This is a genomic window from Pseudomonas sp. FG6, from assembly GCF_057809015.1.
Genome location: NZ_JBMDJD010000005.1, coordinates 14,397 through 33,551, shown reverse-complemented (window position 1 = coordinate 33,551; position 19,155 = coordinate 14,397). Strand labels below are relative to the sequence as shown.

Genomic DNA, 19,155 nt, shown 5'->3' with positions numbered 1-19,155 from the left:
GCGCATTGCCTATGCCGTTCGGCAGATAGGCCCGATGTCGTTGACACGGTCTAATGGCCCGCCGAGAACCGGACCGGTCCCCTTTCACGCTGGAGTTCCCATGCAAAGCCCTCCTCATGACCCTGGCAGCGCCCTGGCCATCCGTACCCAGTACCGCCAGTCGCAGAACCGAGCAGCGCGCCTGGGCCTGTTGCTGGGTACCGGCCATGAGCTGACGCAGTTGCCGCTGGCGACCATGCGTCAGCGAGCGTTGCAACGGGCCTGCGCGTTCATGGCCATGGACCACGGCCTGCTGCTCGAATGGGCGTCTGATCAGGCGTTGTGCACCCTCGCCAGCCACGGCAGCGCGGAGCGACTCAAGCTGCTCGCCAGCCGGGCGCTGCCGTCGACGCCCGGCCCGCAATGGCTGGAGTCTTCCGACAGTGCCCTGCCCCAGGTCTTGCGGGTTCCGTTGCGAGCCTCCGACGGCGTGGAGTTCGGCGCGTTGCTGCTGGCCAACAGCGTGGTCCTCGGCGCGCCGGATCAGGAAGACATCGAGTCGCTGCAACTGCTCGCGACCCTGTTGGCGGCGCACCAGGAGAACAGCCGCCTGCTCGAAACGCTCCAGGCCCGCGAGCGCACCATGTCCGAGCTGGTCCACCGTTTGTTCAGCGCCCAGGAGGACGAACGCAAGCGCGTGGCCTACGACCTGCATGACGGCCTGGCGCAGAACCTGGCCGGCCTGCATCAGCGCTTGCAAGGCTTCGCCGGTCGCTGCCCGTCGCTACCGCCCGCACTGGCAACTGAGTTGCAGAGCATTCTCGACCTGGCCCAAGGCAGCGTCGGTGAAGGCCGACGATTGATCGGCGGCCTGCGCCCCCACGTACTGGATGATTTTGGCCTGTACAAGGCCGTCGACAAGGAGGCCGATCGCTTGCGCGAGGCGGGCCTGGTGGTGGACTGGTCCGAGCACAGCGCCGCTCGCCTGCCGGGGAACGTAGAGATCGCCCTGTTCCGCATCGCCCAGGAGGGCATCAACAACATCCTCAAGCATGCCCGGGCCCGGCACATCCACCTGAGCCTGATGGTGGATGACGCGCAAGCCTCGCTGCGGGTCGAGGACGATGGCCGGGGGTTTGTCCTGGAGCCGCCGCTTGAACGCAATGGTACCTGCCACCTGGGACTGGCGGCGATGCAGGAACGAGCCAGCCTGCTGGGCGGCCACTTTTCCTGCGTCAGCGAGCCCGGCACCGGCACCCGGTTGCTCGCCCGCGTCCCTTTGCCGACCCACGGAGTCCACCCATGACCGCGCCTTTACGCTTGTTGTTGGCCGATGACCACGAAGTCACCCGCACCGGGTTCGTCAGCATGCTCGCCGGCAACCCGGGGTTCGAAGTCGTCGGTCAGGCCAGCGACGGCCAGGAAGCACTCGAATTGTGCGAGCGCTTGCAGCCGGACATCGCCATTCTCGACATTCGCATGCCGGTGCTCAACGGCCTGGGCGCGGCGCGCATCCTGCAGCAGCGCCAGCCCGCGATCAAAGTGGTGATCTTCACCATGGACGACAGCCCCGACCACCTGGAAGCCGCCATCGGTGCGGGCGCGGTCGGTTATCTGCTCAAGGATGCCAGCCGCGACGAAGTGCTCGACGCACTCAGGCGGGTCGCCTTGGGTGAAGAGGCGTTGAACAGTTCGGTCAGCGCGCGCCTGCTGCGCCGCATGGCCGAGCGTGGTGCCAAGGGCGCGACGCCGGTCCAGGCCCTGACCAGCCGGGAGCGCCAGGTGCTGGGACTGGTGGCCGGCGGCTTCAGCAACCGTGAAATCGGCGAAAAACTCGGCATCGCCCCCGGCACCGCCAAGGCCCATGTGGAGCGGGTGATTGGCAAACTGGGCGCTGCCGACCGGACCCAGGCGGCGGTGCGCGGTGTTGCCCTGGGCTTGGTCGCGCAACCTGCCGGACAATGGCCATGAGGTTCCTGGCTGCCCGTCGTTGGGCCGACCTGCCCTTGCGCGGCAAGGCGCTGGTGGTAATTTCCCTGCCGTTGGTGGTCCTGCTGCTGTCGTTGGTGCTGATCTACATCACCGAACGCCAGACCGCTCGCGCCGAAGAAGACGTGCGCCGGGTCCTGCTGGTCCAGGGCGATATCCAGACGGTGCACACCCTGCTAGCCGAAGCGGCAGCCAGCGTGCGTGGCTACCTCTTGACCCGGCGCGAGGATTTCCTGCCCAGCTACGAGCAGGCCACGCCCCTGATCCACGCGGCGTTGCAACGGCTGGACCAGAACATTCGCGATGCGCGGATGCGCGAGCACCTCAAGACCATCATGCCGTTGATCGCCGACAAACTCGACGGCTTAGTCGCGCTGCGCAACGGCAAGCACGACGACCCCGAGGCCATCACCCGGATCCTGATCGAAAACAAACAGGTGCTGGATGTGCTGCGCGAGCAGATCAGCGCCATGCGCATTCGCGAGGACGGTTTGCTGGCCGAGCGCAGCGCCGCCGCCTCGGCCACGCGCATGCGCTTGTTGTTCGCCACCTTGCTGGCCGCGGTGTGCGGACTGCTGGGCGCCATTGTCGCAGTGCTGTTCCTGTCCAAGGGCATCGTCGCCCGGGTGCAACAGGTACAAGGCAACGCGCAACGCCTGGCGCTGGGCCAACCCTTGTTGCCGCAACCCCCGGAGCAGGATGAAATCGGCCAACTCGGCACCCGTCTGGTGGAGGCCGGGCAACTGCTTGCCGAACGCGAGCGCGCCCTGCGCGACAACGAGGAGCGCTTGCGGCTGATCATCGACGGCGTGAAGGACTACGGGATCTTCGCCCTGGATGCCAAGGGCTACGTGACCACCTGGAACGCCGGCGCCGAACGCATCAAGGGCTACACCGAACAGGAGATTCTCGGCCAGCATTTTTCCCTGTTCTACCTGGCCGAGGAATGCCCCGCGCACCCGGACATGGCCCTGCGCGAAGCCACCCGCGACGGTCACTACATGGAAGAAGGCTGGCGTTGTCGCAAGAACGGCAGCCGCTTCTGGGCCAGCGTGGTCATCACGGCGCAGTACGACAGCACCGGGGCCTTGCGCGGATTTTCCAAGATCACCCGGGACATCACCGACCGGCGCGCCGCCGAAATCGCCCTGGGCACGGCCCGCGAAGAAGCGGAAAGTGCCAGCCGGGCCAAGAGTGAATTCCTCTCGCGTATGAGCCACGAATTGCGCACCCCGTTGAACGCCATCCTCGGCTTTGCGCAGTTGCTGGACATGGACTCCACGGCGGGCCAGCGGCCCCAGGTCAGTCACATCCTCCGGGCCGGCCAGCATTTGCTGGCGCTGATCAACGAAGTGTTGGACATCGCCCGGATCGAGGCCGGTCGCCTGCCGCTGAACATCGAGCCGATTGCCCTATCGAGCGTATTGCACGAGGCCCTGACGCTGGTATCGCCCATGGCCGCCGACGCCGGCATTCACCTCGCAGGCCTGCCCACGCTGGCAGACGGCAGCGGTGTGCTTGCCGATCGCCAGCGCCTGGTGCAGGTGCTGCTCAACTTGCTGTCCAACGCTATCAAGTACAACCGGCCCGGTGGCGAAGTCCGCGTTGCCGTGGCCGCCCAGGGCCAACGGGTGAGCATCGCCGTCAGTGACACGGGCCATGGCATTGCCCTTGAACAGCTGGAACAATTGTTCAAGCCTTTCGAACGGCTCGGGGCCGATCCCGAGGTCGAAGGCACTGGCCTGGGCCTGTCCCTGAGCAAGAGCTTGCTGGAAATGATGCAAGGCACCCTCGAGGTACGCAGCGAGCCGGGACAAGGTTGCTGCTTCACCCTGCAATTGCCCGCAGCCCAGGTGAGCGACACGCACCTGCCGGCCATCACGGCCCTGGCACAACCGCGCCCACCCGTCGAGTATCACGGCAAAGTCCTGTGCATCGAAGACAACCTGTCGAGCCTCGCGCTGATCGAGACCTTGATGCAACGCCGCCCCGGCATTCAGTTGCTGTCGAGCATGCAAGGCCAGATGGGCCTGGACCTGGCTCGCCAGCATGGCCCGCAACTGGTCTTGCTGGATGTCAGCCTGCCGGACCTGGAAGGCCTGGAAGTCCTGCGCCGGCTGCGTCAATGCGAGGTCACCGCGTCCACGCCCGTGCTGATGATCACCGCCGATGCCAGCGACCTGACTCACCGCGCCCTGTACGACGCCGGCGCTACGGCAATCCTGACCAAGCCCATTCATATCCAGGCTTTCCTGGGCCACCTTGAACACTACTTGCCGGAGCCCGCATGAATCGCGACTTGCGCATCCTGATCGTCGACGATCAGCGCCCCAACCTGGACCTGATGGAACAATTGCTGGCTCGTGAGGGTTTGCATAACGTGCTGAGCAGCACCGAGCCGTTGCGCACCCTCGACCTGTTCAACAGCTTCGAGCCGGACCTGGTCATCCTCGACCTGCATATGCCGGCGTTCGACGGCTTCGCCGTACTGGAGCAGCTCAACCGGCGCATCCCGCCCAACGATTACCTGCCGATCCTAGTGCTCACCGCCGACGCGACCCGCGACACCCGCCTGCGCGCCCTCGCCCTCGGCGCCAGGGACTTCATCAGCAAGCCTTTGGATGCCCTGGAAACCATGTTGCGCATTTGGAACCTGTTGGAAACCCGCGCGCTCTACAAGGCATTGCGCGAGTTGATCCCCTCCCAGCAGATCGAACTGTTGCGCCAGCATCGAACGGCCGACTCCATCTAGAAGTGCATGCAGTCCCCTGTGAGCTGCGCCCGCTCGGTCGGTCCGGCGCCTCGGGCGTAGCGACCGCAGAAGCGAGGGCCGCTTCGCAGCCCAGCGGGAGCAAGCTCCCTCGCCACGACAGCTGTAGCTGTAGCTGTAGCTGTAGCTGTAGCTGTAGCGGGAACTGTACAGCGCGGCCATCAATGCCCGCGAATGTAATGTTCCAACTGCTGGATCAGGTTCGCCTGCTCGACAATCGCCTCTTTCACCAGGTCGCCAATCGACAACAAGCCGATCAGCTGGCCGTTATCCAGGACGGGCAGATGCCGCAGGTGGTTGTCGGTCATGACTTCCATGCAGCGATCGATGCTTTGCTGGCTGTCGGCGGTGATCACCGGGGCGCTCATGATGGCGCGCACCGGTGTGCCCACCGAAGACCGTCCCTTGAGCACCATCTTGCGCGCGTAGTCGCGCTCACTGAATACCCCCACCACCTGGCCGCCTTCGATCACTGGCAGCGCACCGACGTTTTTCTCGGCCATCAGTTGCAGCGCTTCGAGCACGGTCTGCTCCGGTGCGATGCTGTGCACCTGCTGGTTCTGCACACTTTTGAGTCTCACCAGTTGAGCGGCGGTTTTCATTGCTAATCCCCAACTTCAGTTAACCAACAACAATCCACGAGCCACCCACAACCCTGTGGCGAGGGGATTTATCCCCGCTGGGGCGCGAAGCGCCCCCATCGATAGGACCGACACGCTGCATCGTCAGGTTTTGGGGCTGCTTTGCAGCCCGACGGGGATAAATCCCCTCGCCACGGGTGTGTGTCAATTTCGGGCAGCTATTTCAGTCTTCGCCAATCTCCACCACATCCCCATTGAGCCGCACCGGCCAGACCCGCAAGCGTTGCTCCGGGTATTCCAGGCAATGGCCGTCTTCCAGGCGGAAATGTTGCTTGTACATCGGCGAGGCAATCACCAAGTCACCCTTGATGCTGCCCAGCAGGCCACGACCGATGACATTCGCACCGGATTTCGGGTCGCGGTTGTCGATGGCGTACAGCGGCTTGTCCTGCTGCTCGGGCAGGTACAGCAACGCCACCTGGCTGCCATCGTGCCAGGCGACCACGCCGGAGTTGGGCACCAGGTCTTCGCGGCTGCACAGGGCGCGCCATTGCAACGGTTCTTGAGCGACTTCACGAGTGATACGAACGACGTTTGACTGGCTCATCAGAGCACCTCCTCGGTGACGGGAATCAGGTGGAGTTCGCCGGCATGAACCGGCCGGCGCTGGCCGCGCTCGCGGACGAAATGAACATCCGGGTCGCTGCGGCCATCGTTGACGAAGGTACGGAAACGCTTGAGTTTGTCCGGATCCTTGAGGGCGTTGGCCCATTCGCATTCGTAGCGGTCGACCACCAGCTGCATCTGCGCTTCGAGCTCGGCGCCCAGGCCCAGGCTGTCGTGGATGATCACGTCCTTGAGGTAGTCCAGGCCGCCCTCCAGGCTTTCACGCCACACCGAGGTGCGCTGCAACTTGTCGGCGGTGCGGATGTAGAACATCAGGAAGCGGTCGATGTAGCGAATCAGCGTGGCGTCATCCAGGTCGGTGGCGAACAGCTCGGCGTGACGCGGACGCATGCCGCCGTTACCGGCGACATAGAGGTTCCAGCCCTTCTCGGTGGCGATCACGCCGACGTCCTTGCTCTGGGCCTCGGCGCACTCGCGCGTGCAACCGGACACCGCGAACTTGAGCTTGTGCGGTGAGCGCAGGCCTTTGTAGCGGTCCTCGAGGGTCAGGGCCATTTGTACGCTGTCCTGCACACCGTAGCGGCACCAGGTGCTGCCCACGCAGGATTTCACCGTGCGCGTGGATTTGCCGTAGGCATGGCCCGTTTCGAACCCGGCCTCGATCAGCTCGGCCCAGATGTCCGGCAACTGGTGCAACTGGGCACCGAACAGGTCGATGCGCTGGCCGCCGGTGATCTTGGTGTACAGGTCGTATTTCTTGGCGACCACGCCGATGGCGATCAGTTTGTCGGCGGTGATTTCGCCGCCGGCGATCCGTGGCACCACCGAATAGGTACCGTTTTTCTGCATGTTTGCCATGAAGGTGTCGTTGGTGTCCTGCAACGGCACCAGGGACGGGTCCATGATCGGCTGATTCCAGCAGGACGCCAGGATCGAGCCCACTGCCGGTTTACACAGGTCGCAACCGGTGTGGCCGCGACCATGCTTGGCCAGCAGTTCTGCGAAGCTGATGATGCCTTCCACGCGCACCAGGGCATACAGCTCCTGACGGGTGTAGGCGAAGTGTTCGCACAGGCTCTTGTCGACACTCACGCCGCGGGCCACCAGCTCGTGCTCGAACACTTGCTTGACCAGGGCCGCACAACCGCCGCAGCCGGTGCCGGCCTTGGTGTCGCATTTGAGTTGGCCCAGATCGGTGCAGCCACCGTCGATGGCCGAGCAGATCGAGCCTTTGGTGACGTTGTGGCACGAGCAGATGGTTGCGGCAGCGGGCAGTGCCGCCGGACCCAGGGTCGGCGCACCTTCGGACGACGGCAAGATCAGGCTGGCCGCGTCCTTGGGTAACGCGATGGCGTTCTGCATGTATTGCAGCAAGGTGTCGTAGTAGCTGTTGTCGCCCACCAGCACCGCGCCGATCACACGCTTGCCGTCGGCGTCCACCACCAGTCGCCGGTAGCTGGCGCTGGTTTCGTCGATGAACTGGAAGCTGCGCGAACCCGGCGTGTTGCCATGGGCATCGCCGATGGAGCCGACGTCCACGCCGAGTAACTTGAGCTTGGTCGACATGTCGGCGCCGGTAAACGCCTCAGCGCTCTGCCCACACAGCCGGGCGGCGACGTTGCGGGCCATCTGGTAACCCGGGGCGACCAGGCCGAAAATACTGCCGTTCCAGGCGGCGCATTCGCCGATGGCGTAGATGTCCGGATCGCTGCTCTGGCAATGGTCGTCGATCACCACGCCACCACGCGGGCCGATCTGCAAGTCGCTCTGGCGCGCGAGGGCATCCTGGGCGCGGATCCCGGCGGAAAACACGATGAGGTCGGTTTCCAGGAAGTCGTCGTCACCGAAGTTCATCCGATAGCGGTACTGCTCACCGGCGCTGATGGACTGGGTGCCCTTGGACAGGTGCACGCCGACGCCCAGTTTTTCAATGCGCGCCTTGAGGGCCAAGCCGCCTTGGGTGTCCAACTGCACCGGCATCAACCGTGGGGCGAATTCCACCACATGGGCTTCCAGGCCAAGGGTCTTGAGGGCATTGGCCGCTTCCAGGCCCAGCAGGCCACCACCGACCACCACGCCACGGCGGGCGTTGCAGGCCGCGGCGCGGATCGCGTCCAAGTCCTGCAGGGTGCGATAGACCAGGCACGAATCGCCCTCGGCGCCTTCAATCGGCGGCACGAACGGATAGGAACCGGTGGCGAGCACCAGCTTGTCGTAGCTGACGCGCTCCCGAGCGGTGACGACTTCACGCGCCTGGCGGTCGATTTCCAACACCGGTACGCCCAGGTGCAGCGTGACGCCGGGGGTCTGGTACAACGCGGCTTCGCCCAGGGCCAGGGACTCGGCATCGCGGCCCGAGAAATATTCGGACAGGTGCACGCGGTCATAGGCCCGCATTGGCTCTTCGCTGAACACATGCACGCGGTAATGACTGAGCGCGCCGCGTTCGATCAGTTGCTCGACGCAGTGATGGCCGACCATGCCATTGCCGATCACGATCAGCGTTTGCAGCTTGTTCAGAGACGCAACGTTGGAATTCATAAAGCACCCGACAAAAGCCCATCACGATTTTGAAAGCAAAAAAAAGACGCCTGAAACCTTGCGGTTCCAGGCGTCTTTGCCTGTTCTGTGCGGTATCGATCCGGCGACTGCGCCACGATCTACCGTTGTCCCCCGGCCTGCTGGCACTCGATCTTCGTTGACCGACGGGGCTGCCCACTCGACGGTGTTCGCGGTGGGCCTGCCCAGCCTCTTGCAGCGAGCGTGCCAAACCCCATTCGCTCTCTATCCACAACCGCTTATTCGCCGACAAGCCCCTGTGGGAGCGGGCTTGCTCGCGAAGACGACGGCCCGGTCACCGCAAGCCGACTTGCGCCAGCCGAGGTTTCACCAGCAACGCCAACTGCCTTGCGATGGTGCGACCCTTGCGCCTGCGGCTTCATAAAAGTGCAACGCTGCACAAGCGACCCGCGGCGCCGGCCGTGGCGCCTACAACCACTCAGGTGTTGATTATGCTGACGTCATCGCGCAGGCTCGCGCTCAGAGCGCTCGACCACGGGCGGCAGACAGCGTGGGGTCACGATCATAGATGTCCGGGATGTACACCGCCTGGCCCTGGCTGTCAGCCTGCACCGTCCAGTAACCCAACAGGATCGGCACGGGCCTGGACAGCCTGAACTCATGGGTCTGCTCACTGGCCAGCAACGTGTCCGTGCGCTCGCGTTCGGCCGGACTGACCAACAGGTCGCGCAGATGCATCACCTGTTCGATCCGCACGCAACCTGAACTGAACGCCCGCGGGCCTTTGCTGAACAGCGCCTGGCTGGGGGTGTCGTGCAGGTAGACGGAAAACGGGTTGGGAAAACGGATCGCCATTTTGCCCAGCGGGTTCTTCGGCCCGGGGTCCTGGCGCAGCATGAGGTCGCCCGGGTGTTCCCAATCGATGTCCGCTGCGGCCAACGGCAGCCCTTCGCGGTCGAGGATGCGCAGGTTCTGACGTTCGAGGAATTCGGGATCACGGCGGATCTCGGGCAACTTGTCTTCCCGCATGATGGTGGGAGGAACGGTCCAGGTCGGATTGAGCGTCAGCCGGGTCACATGGGACTTGAGCAACGGTGTCTGCCGTTGTGCCCGCCCGACCTGGGTGCGGGTCTGCCAGATCGGCGCGCCGCCCTGGTAGACGGTCAATTGTGCAGCCGCGACGTTGACCAGCACGCTGTCGGGCTCCAGGTCCTGGGCCAGCCAGCGCATGCGCTCCAGGTTGATGCGCAGTTGCTCGCGGCGCATCGCCGGGCTGATGTTCAGTTCGGTCACCGTCCAGGGCCCGACCACGCCATCGGCTTGCAGCGAATGATGGAGCTGGAAGCTTTTCATCGCTTGCACCAGTTCCGGACTGTAATGCTCATCGACAGGCGGCAGCGGCGTGCTCAGGTAGCCTTCGTTGAACAAGCGCTGGGCCAGGGCCGGGACGCGAGCGTCCTGCTTGTCCGGTTGCAGCAGCGGACCGCCCGGCACCGGTTGCCAAACGGATAACGGCTGCTGCCGCAGTTGGGCATAGAGCGCGCGCAGGTTGCGATACAGGTCCAGGCGTGGGCGCGCCTGGTCGAAGGCGCCGGCCACGTTCTGCACCCCCGGTACGGCGATGGCGAGCACCACGGCCTGCTGGTCCTGTGGCTGCGGGTTGGCCTTCCACACCGGTTCCAATCCGTCTTGAGGCAAGTAGCCGAAACGCAGGTCGTGCAAGGCGTGCAGGTAGCGCTGGCTGATGGCGATGTCGAGACAATGGGCGTCCTGGACTGCCCCTTCGGCCGGCAGGCTATAGTGCGTCGGATCCAGGCCGTCGTCGGCCAATTGTTGCAACTGGACCTGCAACGCCATCCGCCGTTCGTCTTCCGACCAGACTTGCTGGCCTGCGTTTTGCTCGTAGAACGCCTGCAGGTCGGGGACCGTCGGAAAGCCGACACCCACGGCCATTCCAGGGCATGCGACCGTCAATTGCGCCAGGGTGCTCTGCACCGGGGTCAGATCGCTGTCCTCGGCCGTGGCGACCAATGGCGCCGTGAGCAATAAAAGGCTCAGGTAACATGCGGACTTTTTGAACAACTGCTTTACTCCACTCCATAGCCGTCTCGCTGACGGTGAACTTTGCGACAGGTACGACCCGCCATCATGCACACAAACGAACTCGGACGGGATGCCGCAAACGAACACCACCGCAGAAATATTTCATCGGGCCTGCGGTTGTTGTGCCGGCTCTGCCTGCTGATGACTGGCCTGGGCCTGGTCAGCACGCCTGCGCTGGCCGACAAGGCCAATCCCCAACAGCTTTACAACAGCCTCGCCCACGCCGCGCCGGAACTCAATCCCCTGGCGCTCAAAAGTGCCTTGAGCGCCATGCAGTGCGCCATCGCCAATGGCGCAACCCAAGCCCGGCACCTGGCGGTAATCGACTATTCGCAACCCTCCACGGCCCGTCGCTTGTGGATCTTTGACCTGCGCCAGAAGAAGCTGGTGCTGCGCGACCTGGTGGCCCACGGGCAGAAATCGGGCGAGAACTTCGCCACGCAGTTTTCCAATCGCCAAGGCAGTTACCAGTCCAGCCTGGGCCTGTTCCGCACCCAGGAAAGCTACCAGGGCACCCACGGCTATTCCTTGCGCATGGACGGCCTGGAGCCGGGTTTCAACGACCAGGCCCGCGACCGTGCGATCGTGATCCATGCCGCCGACTACGTGAACCCGTTGTGGAGCGCGCGCCAAGGACGCATCGGCCGCAGCCAGGGTTGCCCTGCCGTCCGCCCACAGGTGGCGCGCCAGGTGATCGACAAGCTCAAGGGCGGGCAATTCATGTTTTCCTGGTACCCGGACCCGGGCTGGCTCAAGCGTTCGGCCTATCTCAATTGCCAGCCGCAGCAGGTGGCGAGCGCTCTAGCGACCAGCGGTGGCTAGCCACTAGGTAACCCCTTGCTCCCGCTTGGCCGGACTGACGCTCCAGTGCGGAACCTTCACAAGATGGGACTGCTGCGCAGTCCAGCGGGAGCGAGCTCCCTCGCCACAGAGATTGCGGCGGATGAACGAGTGGTTAAAATGCCGGCCTTTCGAATCCCTGGCGTTGCCTGATGAATCCTGTAGCCCTGCAAACCCTTCACGCCCATCTGCTGACCGCCCTGGAGTCGGTTCCAGAAGAAACCCGCCGCTTGTTCCATGGCCGTGGGCGCTGCTGGCCGGGCCTGGAGCAGATCACTGTCGACTGGCTGCAAGGCGTGGTGCTGGTGTCGCTGTTCAAGGAGCCGGAACCCGCGCAACTCGATGGCTTGATCACGACGCTGCTGGCCCTTGCCAGTTCCCCAGCCTGGCAACAGAGCCAGGCCCATACGCTGGCCGTGCAGCACCGTTACCTGCCACACAGCGATACTCAATGGTTGGTGGGCGAGCCCATCGACGAGTGGACGCTGACCGAAGGTGGCCTGCAGTACCGGATCGACCTGGGCAAGAAACAGAACAACGGTCTGTTCCTGGACATGCGTTATGGCCGCGACTGGGTGCGGGCCAACGCTGACGGCAAACGGGTGTTGAACCTGTTCGCCTACACCTGCGGGTTCTCGGTGGCGGCCATCGCCGGCGGTGCCCGGCATGTGGTCAACCTGGACATGTCGCGCGCGGCCCTGAGCCGAGGTCGCGACAACCATCGCTTGAACGGCCATGACTTGAGCCAGGTGAGCTTCCTGGGCCACGACTTGTTCAAGTCCTGGGGCAAGGTGATCAACAGCGGCCCCTACGACCTGGTGATCATCGACCCACCGACGTTCCAGAAAGGCAGCTTCCTGCTGACCAAGGATTACCAGCGCGTACTGCGCCGTCTGCCGGAGCTGCTCACCGATCAGGGCACGGTGCTGGCCTGCAGCAACGACCCGGCCACTGGTTCGGACTTCCTCATCGAGGGCGTCACGCGCGAAGCGCCGGGGATGATCTTCGAGCAGCGCCTGGCCAATCCGCCGGAGTTCCCCGACACCGACAAGCAATGTGGTCTCAAGGCACTGGTGTTCAAGCGCGGTGAAGCGGTCCTCTGACCGCTACACCGCCAGCGTCAACCACGCCGAACCCAGCAACAAGACCGCCATGACCTGGTTGAACCGTTTCATTGCCACGTCGGAACGGCAGAACCGCGCCGCCCCGCGCCCCAGGCAGGCCCAGGTGATCAGGCACGGAATCGAGATGGCGAAGAACACCAGCGACAACCACAACACCCGCACGGTGCGGTCGGCGTCGGTTCCGGCGAACACACTGACCACCGCCAGGGCCATCATCCAGGTCTTGGGATTGACCAATTGCAATCCCGCCGCCCCGGCCAGCCCCAATCGCGGGCCTTCGACCGGACGTTGAGGATCGATGGCCTGGGCCGGCGCGCTGAAAATCTGCCAGGCCATCCAGCTCAACCAACCGATGCCGGCCCAGGACAGCACGGTCTGCACGGTGGCATGGCGCGCCAGCACATCCCCCAACCCGGTGCCCACCAGCAGCACCAGCAACGCAGCGGCTGCACAGGCGCCCAGGATGATCGGCAACGTCGTCGCCAGGCCAAAACGCGAGCTGTGGCTCAAGACCAGGATGTTGGTCGGGCCGGGGGTGATGGAGGCGACAAATGCGAACAAGGCAAACGGCAGCAACTGGTCCATGGAACGACTTCCCGGTGATGATCGATACCGGATCATCCCTGCGAAGCCGTGCTCAGTCTGGAACGTTTGAGCAGCGCTTGCGGTAGTCCGCCGGGCTCAGTCGATAGGCACGCTTGAACCAGCGCCCAAGGTGGCTCTGGTCGGCAAAGCCGAGCATGGCCGCCACCACCACGGGGCTCTCGCCATTGGCCAGCAGACGGCGGGCCCGGGCCAGGCGCAGCTGGATCAGATAGGCATGGGGCGCCAGGCCAAACGCGGCCTTGAAGGCCCGGCTCAGGCGAAAACGGTCTACGCCGGTGACCCGCGCCAGATCGTCCAGGCCGATGTCTTCGCTCAGGTGACTGTGCAGGTAATCGCGAGCCTGCTGCGCCACCCACGGCAGGCGTGGATCAGGGTCGATGCGCGCCCGCCAGTGCAAATGCTCGGTCAGGCTGCCCAGCAAGTGGTCGAGGGCGGTCTGGCGCACGATGCGGATTTCCTGCTCATGCAGGCTCTGGAATGCCATGGAGGTGGCATTGGCCAGGCGCACATCATCGGCCAGCGTCGCGGCAAAACCCAGCTGCGCATTGTCCGGCGCCACGTCGAACAGCGAACGCAGCTCACGCTCCAGCCACTGCGGTTCCAGGTACAGCGTGCGGTAGGTGAAGCCATTGGCGTGGGGCGCATTGCCGTCGTGCAGTTCGCCGGGTTCGAGCAAAAACACCTTGCCGGGCGTGCTGTTGTGCTGCTGGCGACGGCAATGAAACTGTTGCACACCCTGCTCGGTCACGCCCACCAGGTAGGTGTCGTGCCAATGGGGATCGTAGGCATGCCCCTCGAAATGCGCACGCACGGTCTCGATGCCGGATGTAGCGTCCTGCTTGAGATCGATCCAGTTACGCGTCGCCATGCCCTGCCCCATCTTGTGTATCCGCTTGGGGCAGGTTAACCGTTCAGGGCGATTGCGTCTGGAAGATTTGTGCAGATCTGAGCGACGCCAGCGCAGGCGCAGCGCACCCGTGGCGAGGGAGCTTGCTCCCGCTCGACCGGTCCGACGCCTCGGGCGCAGCAGTCGTGAAGCCAGGCAATGCAATTTGCCTGAAGCAATGCCGGGGCCTGCTTCGCAGGCCAGCGGGAGCAAGCTCCCTCGCCACAAAGGGCGGTTTAGACCTGGTGTTTTCAGGCATCCGGCGAGATGGCCTGTTGCACCGTCTCCACCGCCAGCCGGGCCAGTTCGGCGTCCTGCTCGGGCTTGACGCCGGACACCCCGACAGCCCCGATGCACTGGCCGTCATGGCGGATGATCACGCCGCCTTCGAGCATGCCTTGCAGGTGCGGGGCGCTGAGAAAGGCATAGCGGCCACTGTTGATCATGTCCTCGTAGAACTTACTGTCATGCCGCCCCACAGCGGCGGTGCGGGCCTTTTCGCCGGCGATGTAGGCCGACAATGGTGAAGCATCGTCCAGGCGCAGCAGCCCAAGGGGATGCCCGCCCTCATCCACCACGCTGATCGACACAGCCCACTGGCGCTGATGGGCGATTTCCTTGGCCACCACCAGCAATTGCGCAACGTCTTGTTCCGTGAGTACCGTTTTGGTTTTCATGAATCACTCCGTGCCGTGCTGCAGAAAGGCCCGGGATCGGACCCGCCGTCTTGTTCTTCGATGAAATCCGCGCCAACAAATTCAGAAATTCAGCGTCTTGTATGGAAGGTAAGTGCGCGCGGCTACCCAGCCGAAGCGATGCACATCGCAACTCAATGGATCCATAAATACGCCAGACATCCATTTTCATGAGCAAAACATTGACAAGCAAATTAGTTAAGAGACTTAATGGATCCACAGATAAAAACAATATCCATCTGGAGATCCCCCATGTTCCCCAAGAATGCCTGGTACGTTGCCTGCACCCCCGATGAAATCGCCGACAAGCCGCTGGGTCGACAGATCTGCGGCGAAAAAATGGTTTTTTACCGTGGACACGGGGGCCAGGTCGCCGCCGTCGAGGACTTTTGCCCTCACCGTGGCGCCCCGCTTTCCCTGGGCTATGTCGAAAACGGCAACCTGGTGTGCGGCTACCACGGCCTGGTGATGGGCTGTGATGGCAAGACCGTCGAGATGCCGGGGCAACGGGTGCGAGGGTTTCCTTGCAACAAGGTCTTTGCGGTGCAGGAGCGTCACGGTTTCATCTGGGTCTGGCCCGGCGACCAGGCGCTGGCCGATCCGGCACTGATCCACCGTCTTGAGTGGGCGGACAATGATGAGTGGGCCTACGGCGGCGGCCTGTTTCATATCCAGTGCGACTACCGCCTGATGATCGACAACCTGATGGACCTGACCCACGAGACCTACGTCCATGCCTCCAGCATCGGCCAGAAGGAAATCGACGAGGCGCCACCGGTGACAACAGTCGAGGGCGATGAAGTGGTTACCGCCCGACACATGGAAAACATCATGGCCCCGCCGTTCTGGCGCATGGCCCTGCGGGGTAACAACCTGGCCGACGATGTGCCCGTGGATCGCTGGCAGATCTGCCGCTTCACGCCACCCAGCCATGTGATGATCGAAGTCGGCGTGGCCCATGCCGGCCAAGGCGGCTACCACGCCGCGCCGCAGTTCAAGGCGTCGAGCATCGTGGTCGATTTCATCACGCCGGAAACCGAAACCTCCATCTGGTATTTCTGGGGCATGGCCCGGCATTTCCAGCCCCAGGATGAAGCCCTTACCGCCAGCATTCGCGAAGGCCAGGGCAAGATCTTCAGCGAAGACCTGGAAATGCTCGAACGCCAACAACGCAACCTGCTGGAGCATCCGCAACGCAACCTGCTCAAGCTCAACATCGACGCCGGTGGCGTGCAGTCACGCCGGGTGCTGGAACGCTGGATTGCCCGCGAGCGCGAAGCGCAGGTCGACTTGATCGCCAGCACCCGCCCGGCGCAACAGGCGGAGCAGCGGCCATGATCGAAGTCCAGGTGACCGCGCGACACCCCGAAGCCCTCAATATTTGCAGCTACGAGCTCACCCGTGTCGACGGCGAGCCACTGCCGGCCTTCACGGCCGGCGCCCACATCGATGTGCAGTTGCCCGGTGGGTTGATCCGCCAGTATTCGTTGTGCAATCACCCCGAAGAACGGCACCGCTACCTCATCGGCGTGCTCAAGGATCCGGCTTCGCGAGGCGGCTCGCGCAGCCTGCACGAGCAGATCCAGCCGGGAATGCGCCTGCACATCAGCGCGCCACGAAACCTGTTTGCCCTTGCACCACTGGCCCGGCGCAGCGTGCTGTTCGCCGGAGGGATCGGCATCACGCCGATCCTGTGCATGGCCGAGCACCTGGCCCAGAGCGGCGCGGCGTTCGAGCTGCATTACTGCGCACGCTCCCGAGAGCGCGCCGCATTTGTCGACCGCCTGCGCCAGTCGCCTTACGCCGACCGGGTATCGCTGCATTTCGATGAAGAACCCGCAACGGTCCTGGACGCAGCCCGCGTGCTTGCAGCGCCTGGCGACGACCTGCACCTCTATGTATGTGGCCCCGGCGGGTTCATGCAGCACATCCTCGACACAGCCAAGGCCCTGGGCTGGCGGGAAGACTGCCTGCACCGCGAATACTTCGCCGCCGCCCCCGTTGACGCCAGCACCGATGGCACCTTCTCGGTGAAACTCGCCCGCAGCGGCCAGGTGTTCGACGTACCGGCGGACCGCAGCGTGGTGCAGGTGCTGGAAAGCCACGGCATCGAAATCCCGATCTCCTGCGAACAAGGCGTCTGCGGCACCTGCCTGACCCGCGTACTGGAAGGCGTGCCGGAGCACCGGGACATGTTCCTGACCGAGGCCGAACAGGCTTGCAACGACCAGTTCACGCCTTGTTGCTCCAGGTCGAAGACACCGTTGCTGGTGCTGGATCTATAAACCTGCTCAGTGGGGGGGTTGGAGGGCCTGCATCGCAGGCCAGCGGGAGCAAGCTCCCTCGCCACAGGGATCGGTTCGAAGCTCAAGTTGGCTTCAGGATCACCTTCACCCGCTCATCCTCCAATGTAGAACCGAACACTTCGGCGTAGCGCAGGGTCGCGTTGGCATGTTCGCGCATGATCGCTTCGGCACGGGCGCCCTGGCGGTGGGTCAGTGCATCGAACACGGAATGATGCTGCATGTGCGCGTAGTTGAAACGGCGAAACTCACCGGCCATGTTCTCGCGGTCGACCGCCAGCGCGGTGACCGATGCAAACGGCAGATGGTCGTTGCGAGCCAGCGCGTCGGCAATCGCCGGGTTGTGGCTGCCTTCGACGATCACCTGATGAAAACGCATGTTGAGGTCGTGATAGACCTGCAAGTCGTCCTCGGTGACATAGCCCTTGGCAAACAGCGCATCACCCTGCACCAGGCATTCTTCAAGGGTCGCCCGGGCCTCTTGCGACAGGCCCCGCTCAGCGGCCTGCCGCGCCGCCAGGCCCTCCAGCACACCGCGCACCTCCACGGCCCCGGCGATGTCCTCGGCGCTGACCGAGCGCACCTGGAAACCGCGGCCACCAAAGCGAACCAACAGCCCTTCCTGCTCCAAGGTACGGAATGCCATGCGCACCGGCATGCGCGAAACACCGAACAATTCGGCCGTGGGGATTTCCATCAGGCGCTCGCCACCGGCCAACTCGCCCGAGGCGATCATTTTGCGCAGCGCCACCAGCACCGTTTGGCCGGGCTTACTCATCCAGACAACTTCCACCGAAAAGGAGCCGCCATAGTAGAAGGCTTGGGGCAGCGTGTCACGGCAGGGACAGGCGCTGCTCATCCTCACCTGGACCTGCATGAAAACTGCCGCACGCCTCGTTGACCTCCGCCTCGCTGACTCCTGGGAACATGCCCGGCCAGTCAAACCCCTGCCAACGTCCGCAGTTGCGCCAACACCGGCTCATCCAGGGTAATCCCATGCTCCTCGGATTTGCGCCGCTCGCGATGCCGGCGCTCCCCCGGCAGCCGCCGCAGGCCGACGCCGTGCATCTGCCTGACCAATTCTTCGCTGCGCTCGGCAAAGTTGTGCCCGGCGGTCTTGCTTGGGTCGATCACGATCAGCAATTGGCCCGTCCACGGCGTCTTGGCGCCCGGATGATTGCTCCAATCGAACTCGAACGAGAAGTTGCCGCCGGTCAGGGCCGCCGCCAGCAGCTCGACCATCATCGACAGCGCCGAACCCTTGTGCCCGCCAAACGGCAGGAGCGCCCCGCCCTCCAGAATCGCCTTGGGGTCGCGCGTCGGCTGGCCGAGGCTGTCCACGCCCATTCCCGGCGGCAGCAGTTCGCCCTTGCGGGCGGCAATCTGCACATCGCCATGGGCGATCGCGCTGGTGGCCAGGTCGAAGACAATCGGCTCACCGTTCGCCTGAGGTGCGGCAAAGGCGATGGGATTGGTGCCGAACAAGGGGCGGTCGGCACCGTGGGGCACCACGCACGTCATGCTGTTGACCACGCTCAGCGCCACCAGGCCTTCGTTGGCGAACGGTTCGACATCCGGCCAGAGGGCGGCGAAGTGATGGGAATTTCGAATGGCCAACAGTGCGATCCCGGCGCTGCGCGCCTTTTCCACCAGCAACGGGCGCGCCGCGGCCAGGGCCGGCTGGGCGAAACCGTTGGCGGCGTCCACGGCGACGAACCCTGGCGCAACATCTTCGACCACGGGCACGGCCTTGCCGTTGACCCAACCGCTGTCCAGCGTCGAGACATAACCGGGAATACGAAACACGCCATGGCTGTGGGCGCCGTCACGCTCGGCGAAGGCACAGTTTTGCGCCAGGGTCCGGGCGACGTCGGCCGACGTGCCGTGTCGCAGGAAGATCTTCTCCAGCAGGCTCACCAGTTCCTCGACGGACAGGGTGTAAGGACTCGCTTGTTCGGATAGCGCAGACATCTGTAGCTCCAGAATGATTGTTGGAGGTAGCAACAGCGTAGGGATCAACTCGCTGATTAAACACTGCTTCAGCGCGGGAGCAAAGCGTGCCCGCGAGGGCGTTCGCACCCTGGCATCGGCATGCCGCAAAAAGGCGCCCGGCGTGCGGTAACTATGCACCG

Annotated in this window: 17 protein-coding genes; 8 read left to right on the top strand and 9 right to left on the bottom strand. The window is 64.1% G+C overall.

Annotation, left to right across the window (positions count from 1 at the left end):
• Window positions 1-100 precede the first annotated feature (100 nt).
• From ACODSJ_RS04745 to ACODSJ_RS04730, 4 genes are read left to right on the top strand one after another with little or no spacing between them, the layout of a single operon-like run.
• Window positions 101-1,285: a sensor histidine kinase gene (locus tag ACODSJ_RS04745; protein ID WP_489100627.1), complete on the top strand. Its 1,185-nt coding sequence runs from the start codon at window positions 101-103 to the stop codon at window positions 1,283-1,285.
• Entirely contained in the window at window positions 1,282-1,950 is a 669-nt protein-coding gene (locus tag ACODSJ_RS04740) for a response regulator (RefSeq protein ID WP_489100626.1), read from the top strand. The genes ACODSJ_RS04745 and ACODSJ_RS04740 overlap by 4 nt, the downstream gene beginning before the upstream one ends.
• Window positions 1,947-4,259 carry an ATP-binding protein gene (locus tag ACODSJ_RS04735; protein WP_489100625.1) on the top strand — a complete coding sequence of 771 codons (2,313 nt, stop codon included), beginning with the start codon at window positions 1,947-1,949 and terminating at the stop codon, window positions 4,257-4,259. The genes ACODSJ_RS04740 and ACODSJ_RS04735 overlap by 4 nt, the downstream gene beginning before the upstream one ends.
• Window positions 4,256-4,720, top strand: a complete 465-nt coding sequence (locus tag ACODSJ_RS04730; RefSeq protein WP_489100624.1) for a response regulator — start codon at window positions 4,256-4,258, stop codon at window positions 4,718-4,720. Before ACODSJ_RS04735 ends, ACODSJ_RS04730 begins: the two co-directional genes overlap by 4 nt.
• A gap of 179 nt (window positions 4,721-4,899) precedes the next feature.
• Here the strand turns inward: ACODSJ_RS04730 and ACODSJ_RS04725 are convergent, their stop codons facing one another.
• The 4 genes from ACODSJ_RS04725 to ACODSJ_RS04710 all read right to left on the bottom strand — a co-directional run bounded on the left by ACODSJ_RS04725 (window position 4,900) and on the right by ACODSJ_RS04710 (window position 10,548).
• A complete protein-coding gene (locus ACODSJ_RS04725; protein ID WP_489100623.1) occupies window positions 4,900-5,340 on the bottom strand; it encodes a CBS domain-containing protein in 441 nt (146 codons plus the stop codon).
• A 202-nt stretch (window positions 5,341-5,542) separates the two neighbouring features.
• On the bottom strand, window positions 5,543-5,926 hold the full coding sequence (nirD, locus tag ACODSJ_RS04720; protein WP_489100622.1) for a nitrite reductase small subunit NirD: 384 nt from the start codon (window positions 5,924-5,926) through the stop codon (window positions 5,543-5,545).
• On the bottom strand, window positions 5,926-8,487 hold the full coding sequence (gene nirB, locus ACODSJ_RS04715) for a nitrite reductase large subunit NirB (RefSeq protein ID WP_489100621.1): 2,562 nt from the start codon (window positions 8,485-8,487) through the stop codon (window positions 5,926-5,928). The genes nirD and nirB overlap by 1 nt, the downstream gene beginning before the upstream one ends.
• A 498-nt stretch (window positions 8,488-8,985) precedes the next feature.
• Complete coding sequence (locus ACODSJ_RS04710; RefSeq protein ID WP_489100620.1) at window positions 8,986-10,548, bottom strand: L,D-transpeptidase family protein; 1,563 nt, start codon at window positions 10,546-10,548, stop codon at window positions 8,986-8,988.
• Between the two features lie 162 nt (window positions 10,549-10,710).
• On the opposite strand from ACODSJ_RS04710, the gene ACODSJ_RS04705 reads away from it, so the two are divergent.
• Both ACODSJ_RS04705 and ACODSJ_RS04700 read left to right on the top strand, forming a co-directional pair.
• A complete protein-coding gene (locus ACODSJ_RS04705; protein ID WP_489100744.1) occupies window positions 10,711-11,391 on the top strand; it encodes a murein L,D-transpeptidase catalytic domain family protein in 681 nt (226 codons plus the stop codon).
• Window positions 11,392-11,561: 170 nt separating this feature from the next.
• A complete protein-coding gene (locus ACODSJ_RS04700) occupies window positions 11,562-12,512 on the top strand; it encodes a class I SAM-dependent methyltransferase (RefSeq protein ID WP_489100619.1) in 951 nt (316 codons plus the stop codon).
• Between the two features lie 3 nt (window positions 12,513-12,515).
• Here ACODSJ_RS04700 and ACODSJ_RS04695 read toward each other — a convergent pair whose 3' ends face one another.
• From ACODSJ_RS04695 to ACODSJ_RS04685, 3 genes are all read right to left on the bottom strand, one after another.
• The gene (locus ACODSJ_RS04695; protein WP_489100618.1) at window positions 12,516-13,118 is read right to left on the bottom strand and encodes a LysE family translocator; all 603 of its coding nucleotides are present in this window, start codon (window positions 13,116-13,118) and stop codon (window positions 12,516-12,518) included.
• Between the two features lie 52 nt (window positions 13,119-13,170).
• Window positions 13,171-14,007, bottom strand: a complete 837-nt coding sequence (locus ACODSJ_RS04690; RefSeq protein ID WP_489100617.1) for an AraC family transcriptional regulator — start codon at window positions 14,005-14,007, stop codon at window positions 13,171-13,173.
• A gap of 269 nt (window positions 14,008-14,276) precedes the next feature.
• Complete coding sequence (locus tag ACODSJ_RS04685; RefSeq protein ID WP_489100616.1) at window positions 14,277-14,702, bottom strand: heme-binding protein; 426 nt, start codon at window positions 14,700-14,702, stop codon at window positions 14,277-14,279.
• Between the two features lie 270 nt (window positions 14,703-14,972).
• On the opposite strand from ACODSJ_RS04685, the gene ACODSJ_RS04680 reads away from it, so the two are divergent.
• Entirely contained in the window at window positions 14,973-16,058 is a 1,086-nt protein-coding gene (locus ACODSJ_RS04680) for a Rieske 2Fe-2S domain-containing protein (protein WP_489100615.1), read from the top strand.
• Window positions 16,055-17,005 (top strand): PDR/VanB family oxidoreductase, encoded by a 951-nt coding sequence (locus ACODSJ_RS04675; RefSeq protein WP_489100614.1) that lies wholly within the window; start codon window positions 16,055-16,057, stop codon window positions 17,003-17,005. Before ACODSJ_RS04680 ends, ACODSJ_RS04675 begins: the two co-directional genes overlap by 4 nt.
• A gap of 82 nt (window positions 17,006-17,087) precedes the next feature.
• Here the strand turns inward: ACODSJ_RS04675 and ACODSJ_RS04670 are convergent, their stop codons facing one another.
• Together ACODSJ_RS04670 and ACODSJ_RS04665 are read right to left on the bottom strand one after the other, a co-directional pair.
• Window positions 17,088-17,801, bottom strand: a complete 714-nt coding sequence (locus ACODSJ_RS04670; protein ID WP_489100613.1) for a GntR family transcriptional regulator — start codon at window positions 17,799-17,801, stop codon at window positions 17,088-17,090.
• Window positions 17,802-17,962: 161 nt separating this feature from the next.
• A complete protein-coding gene (locus tag ACODSJ_RS04665; protein WP_489100612.1) occupies window positions 17,963-18,994 on the bottom strand; it encodes an Ldh family oxidoreductase in 1,032 nt (343 codons plus the stop codon).
• Window positions 18,995-19,155 lie beyond the last annotated feature (161 nt).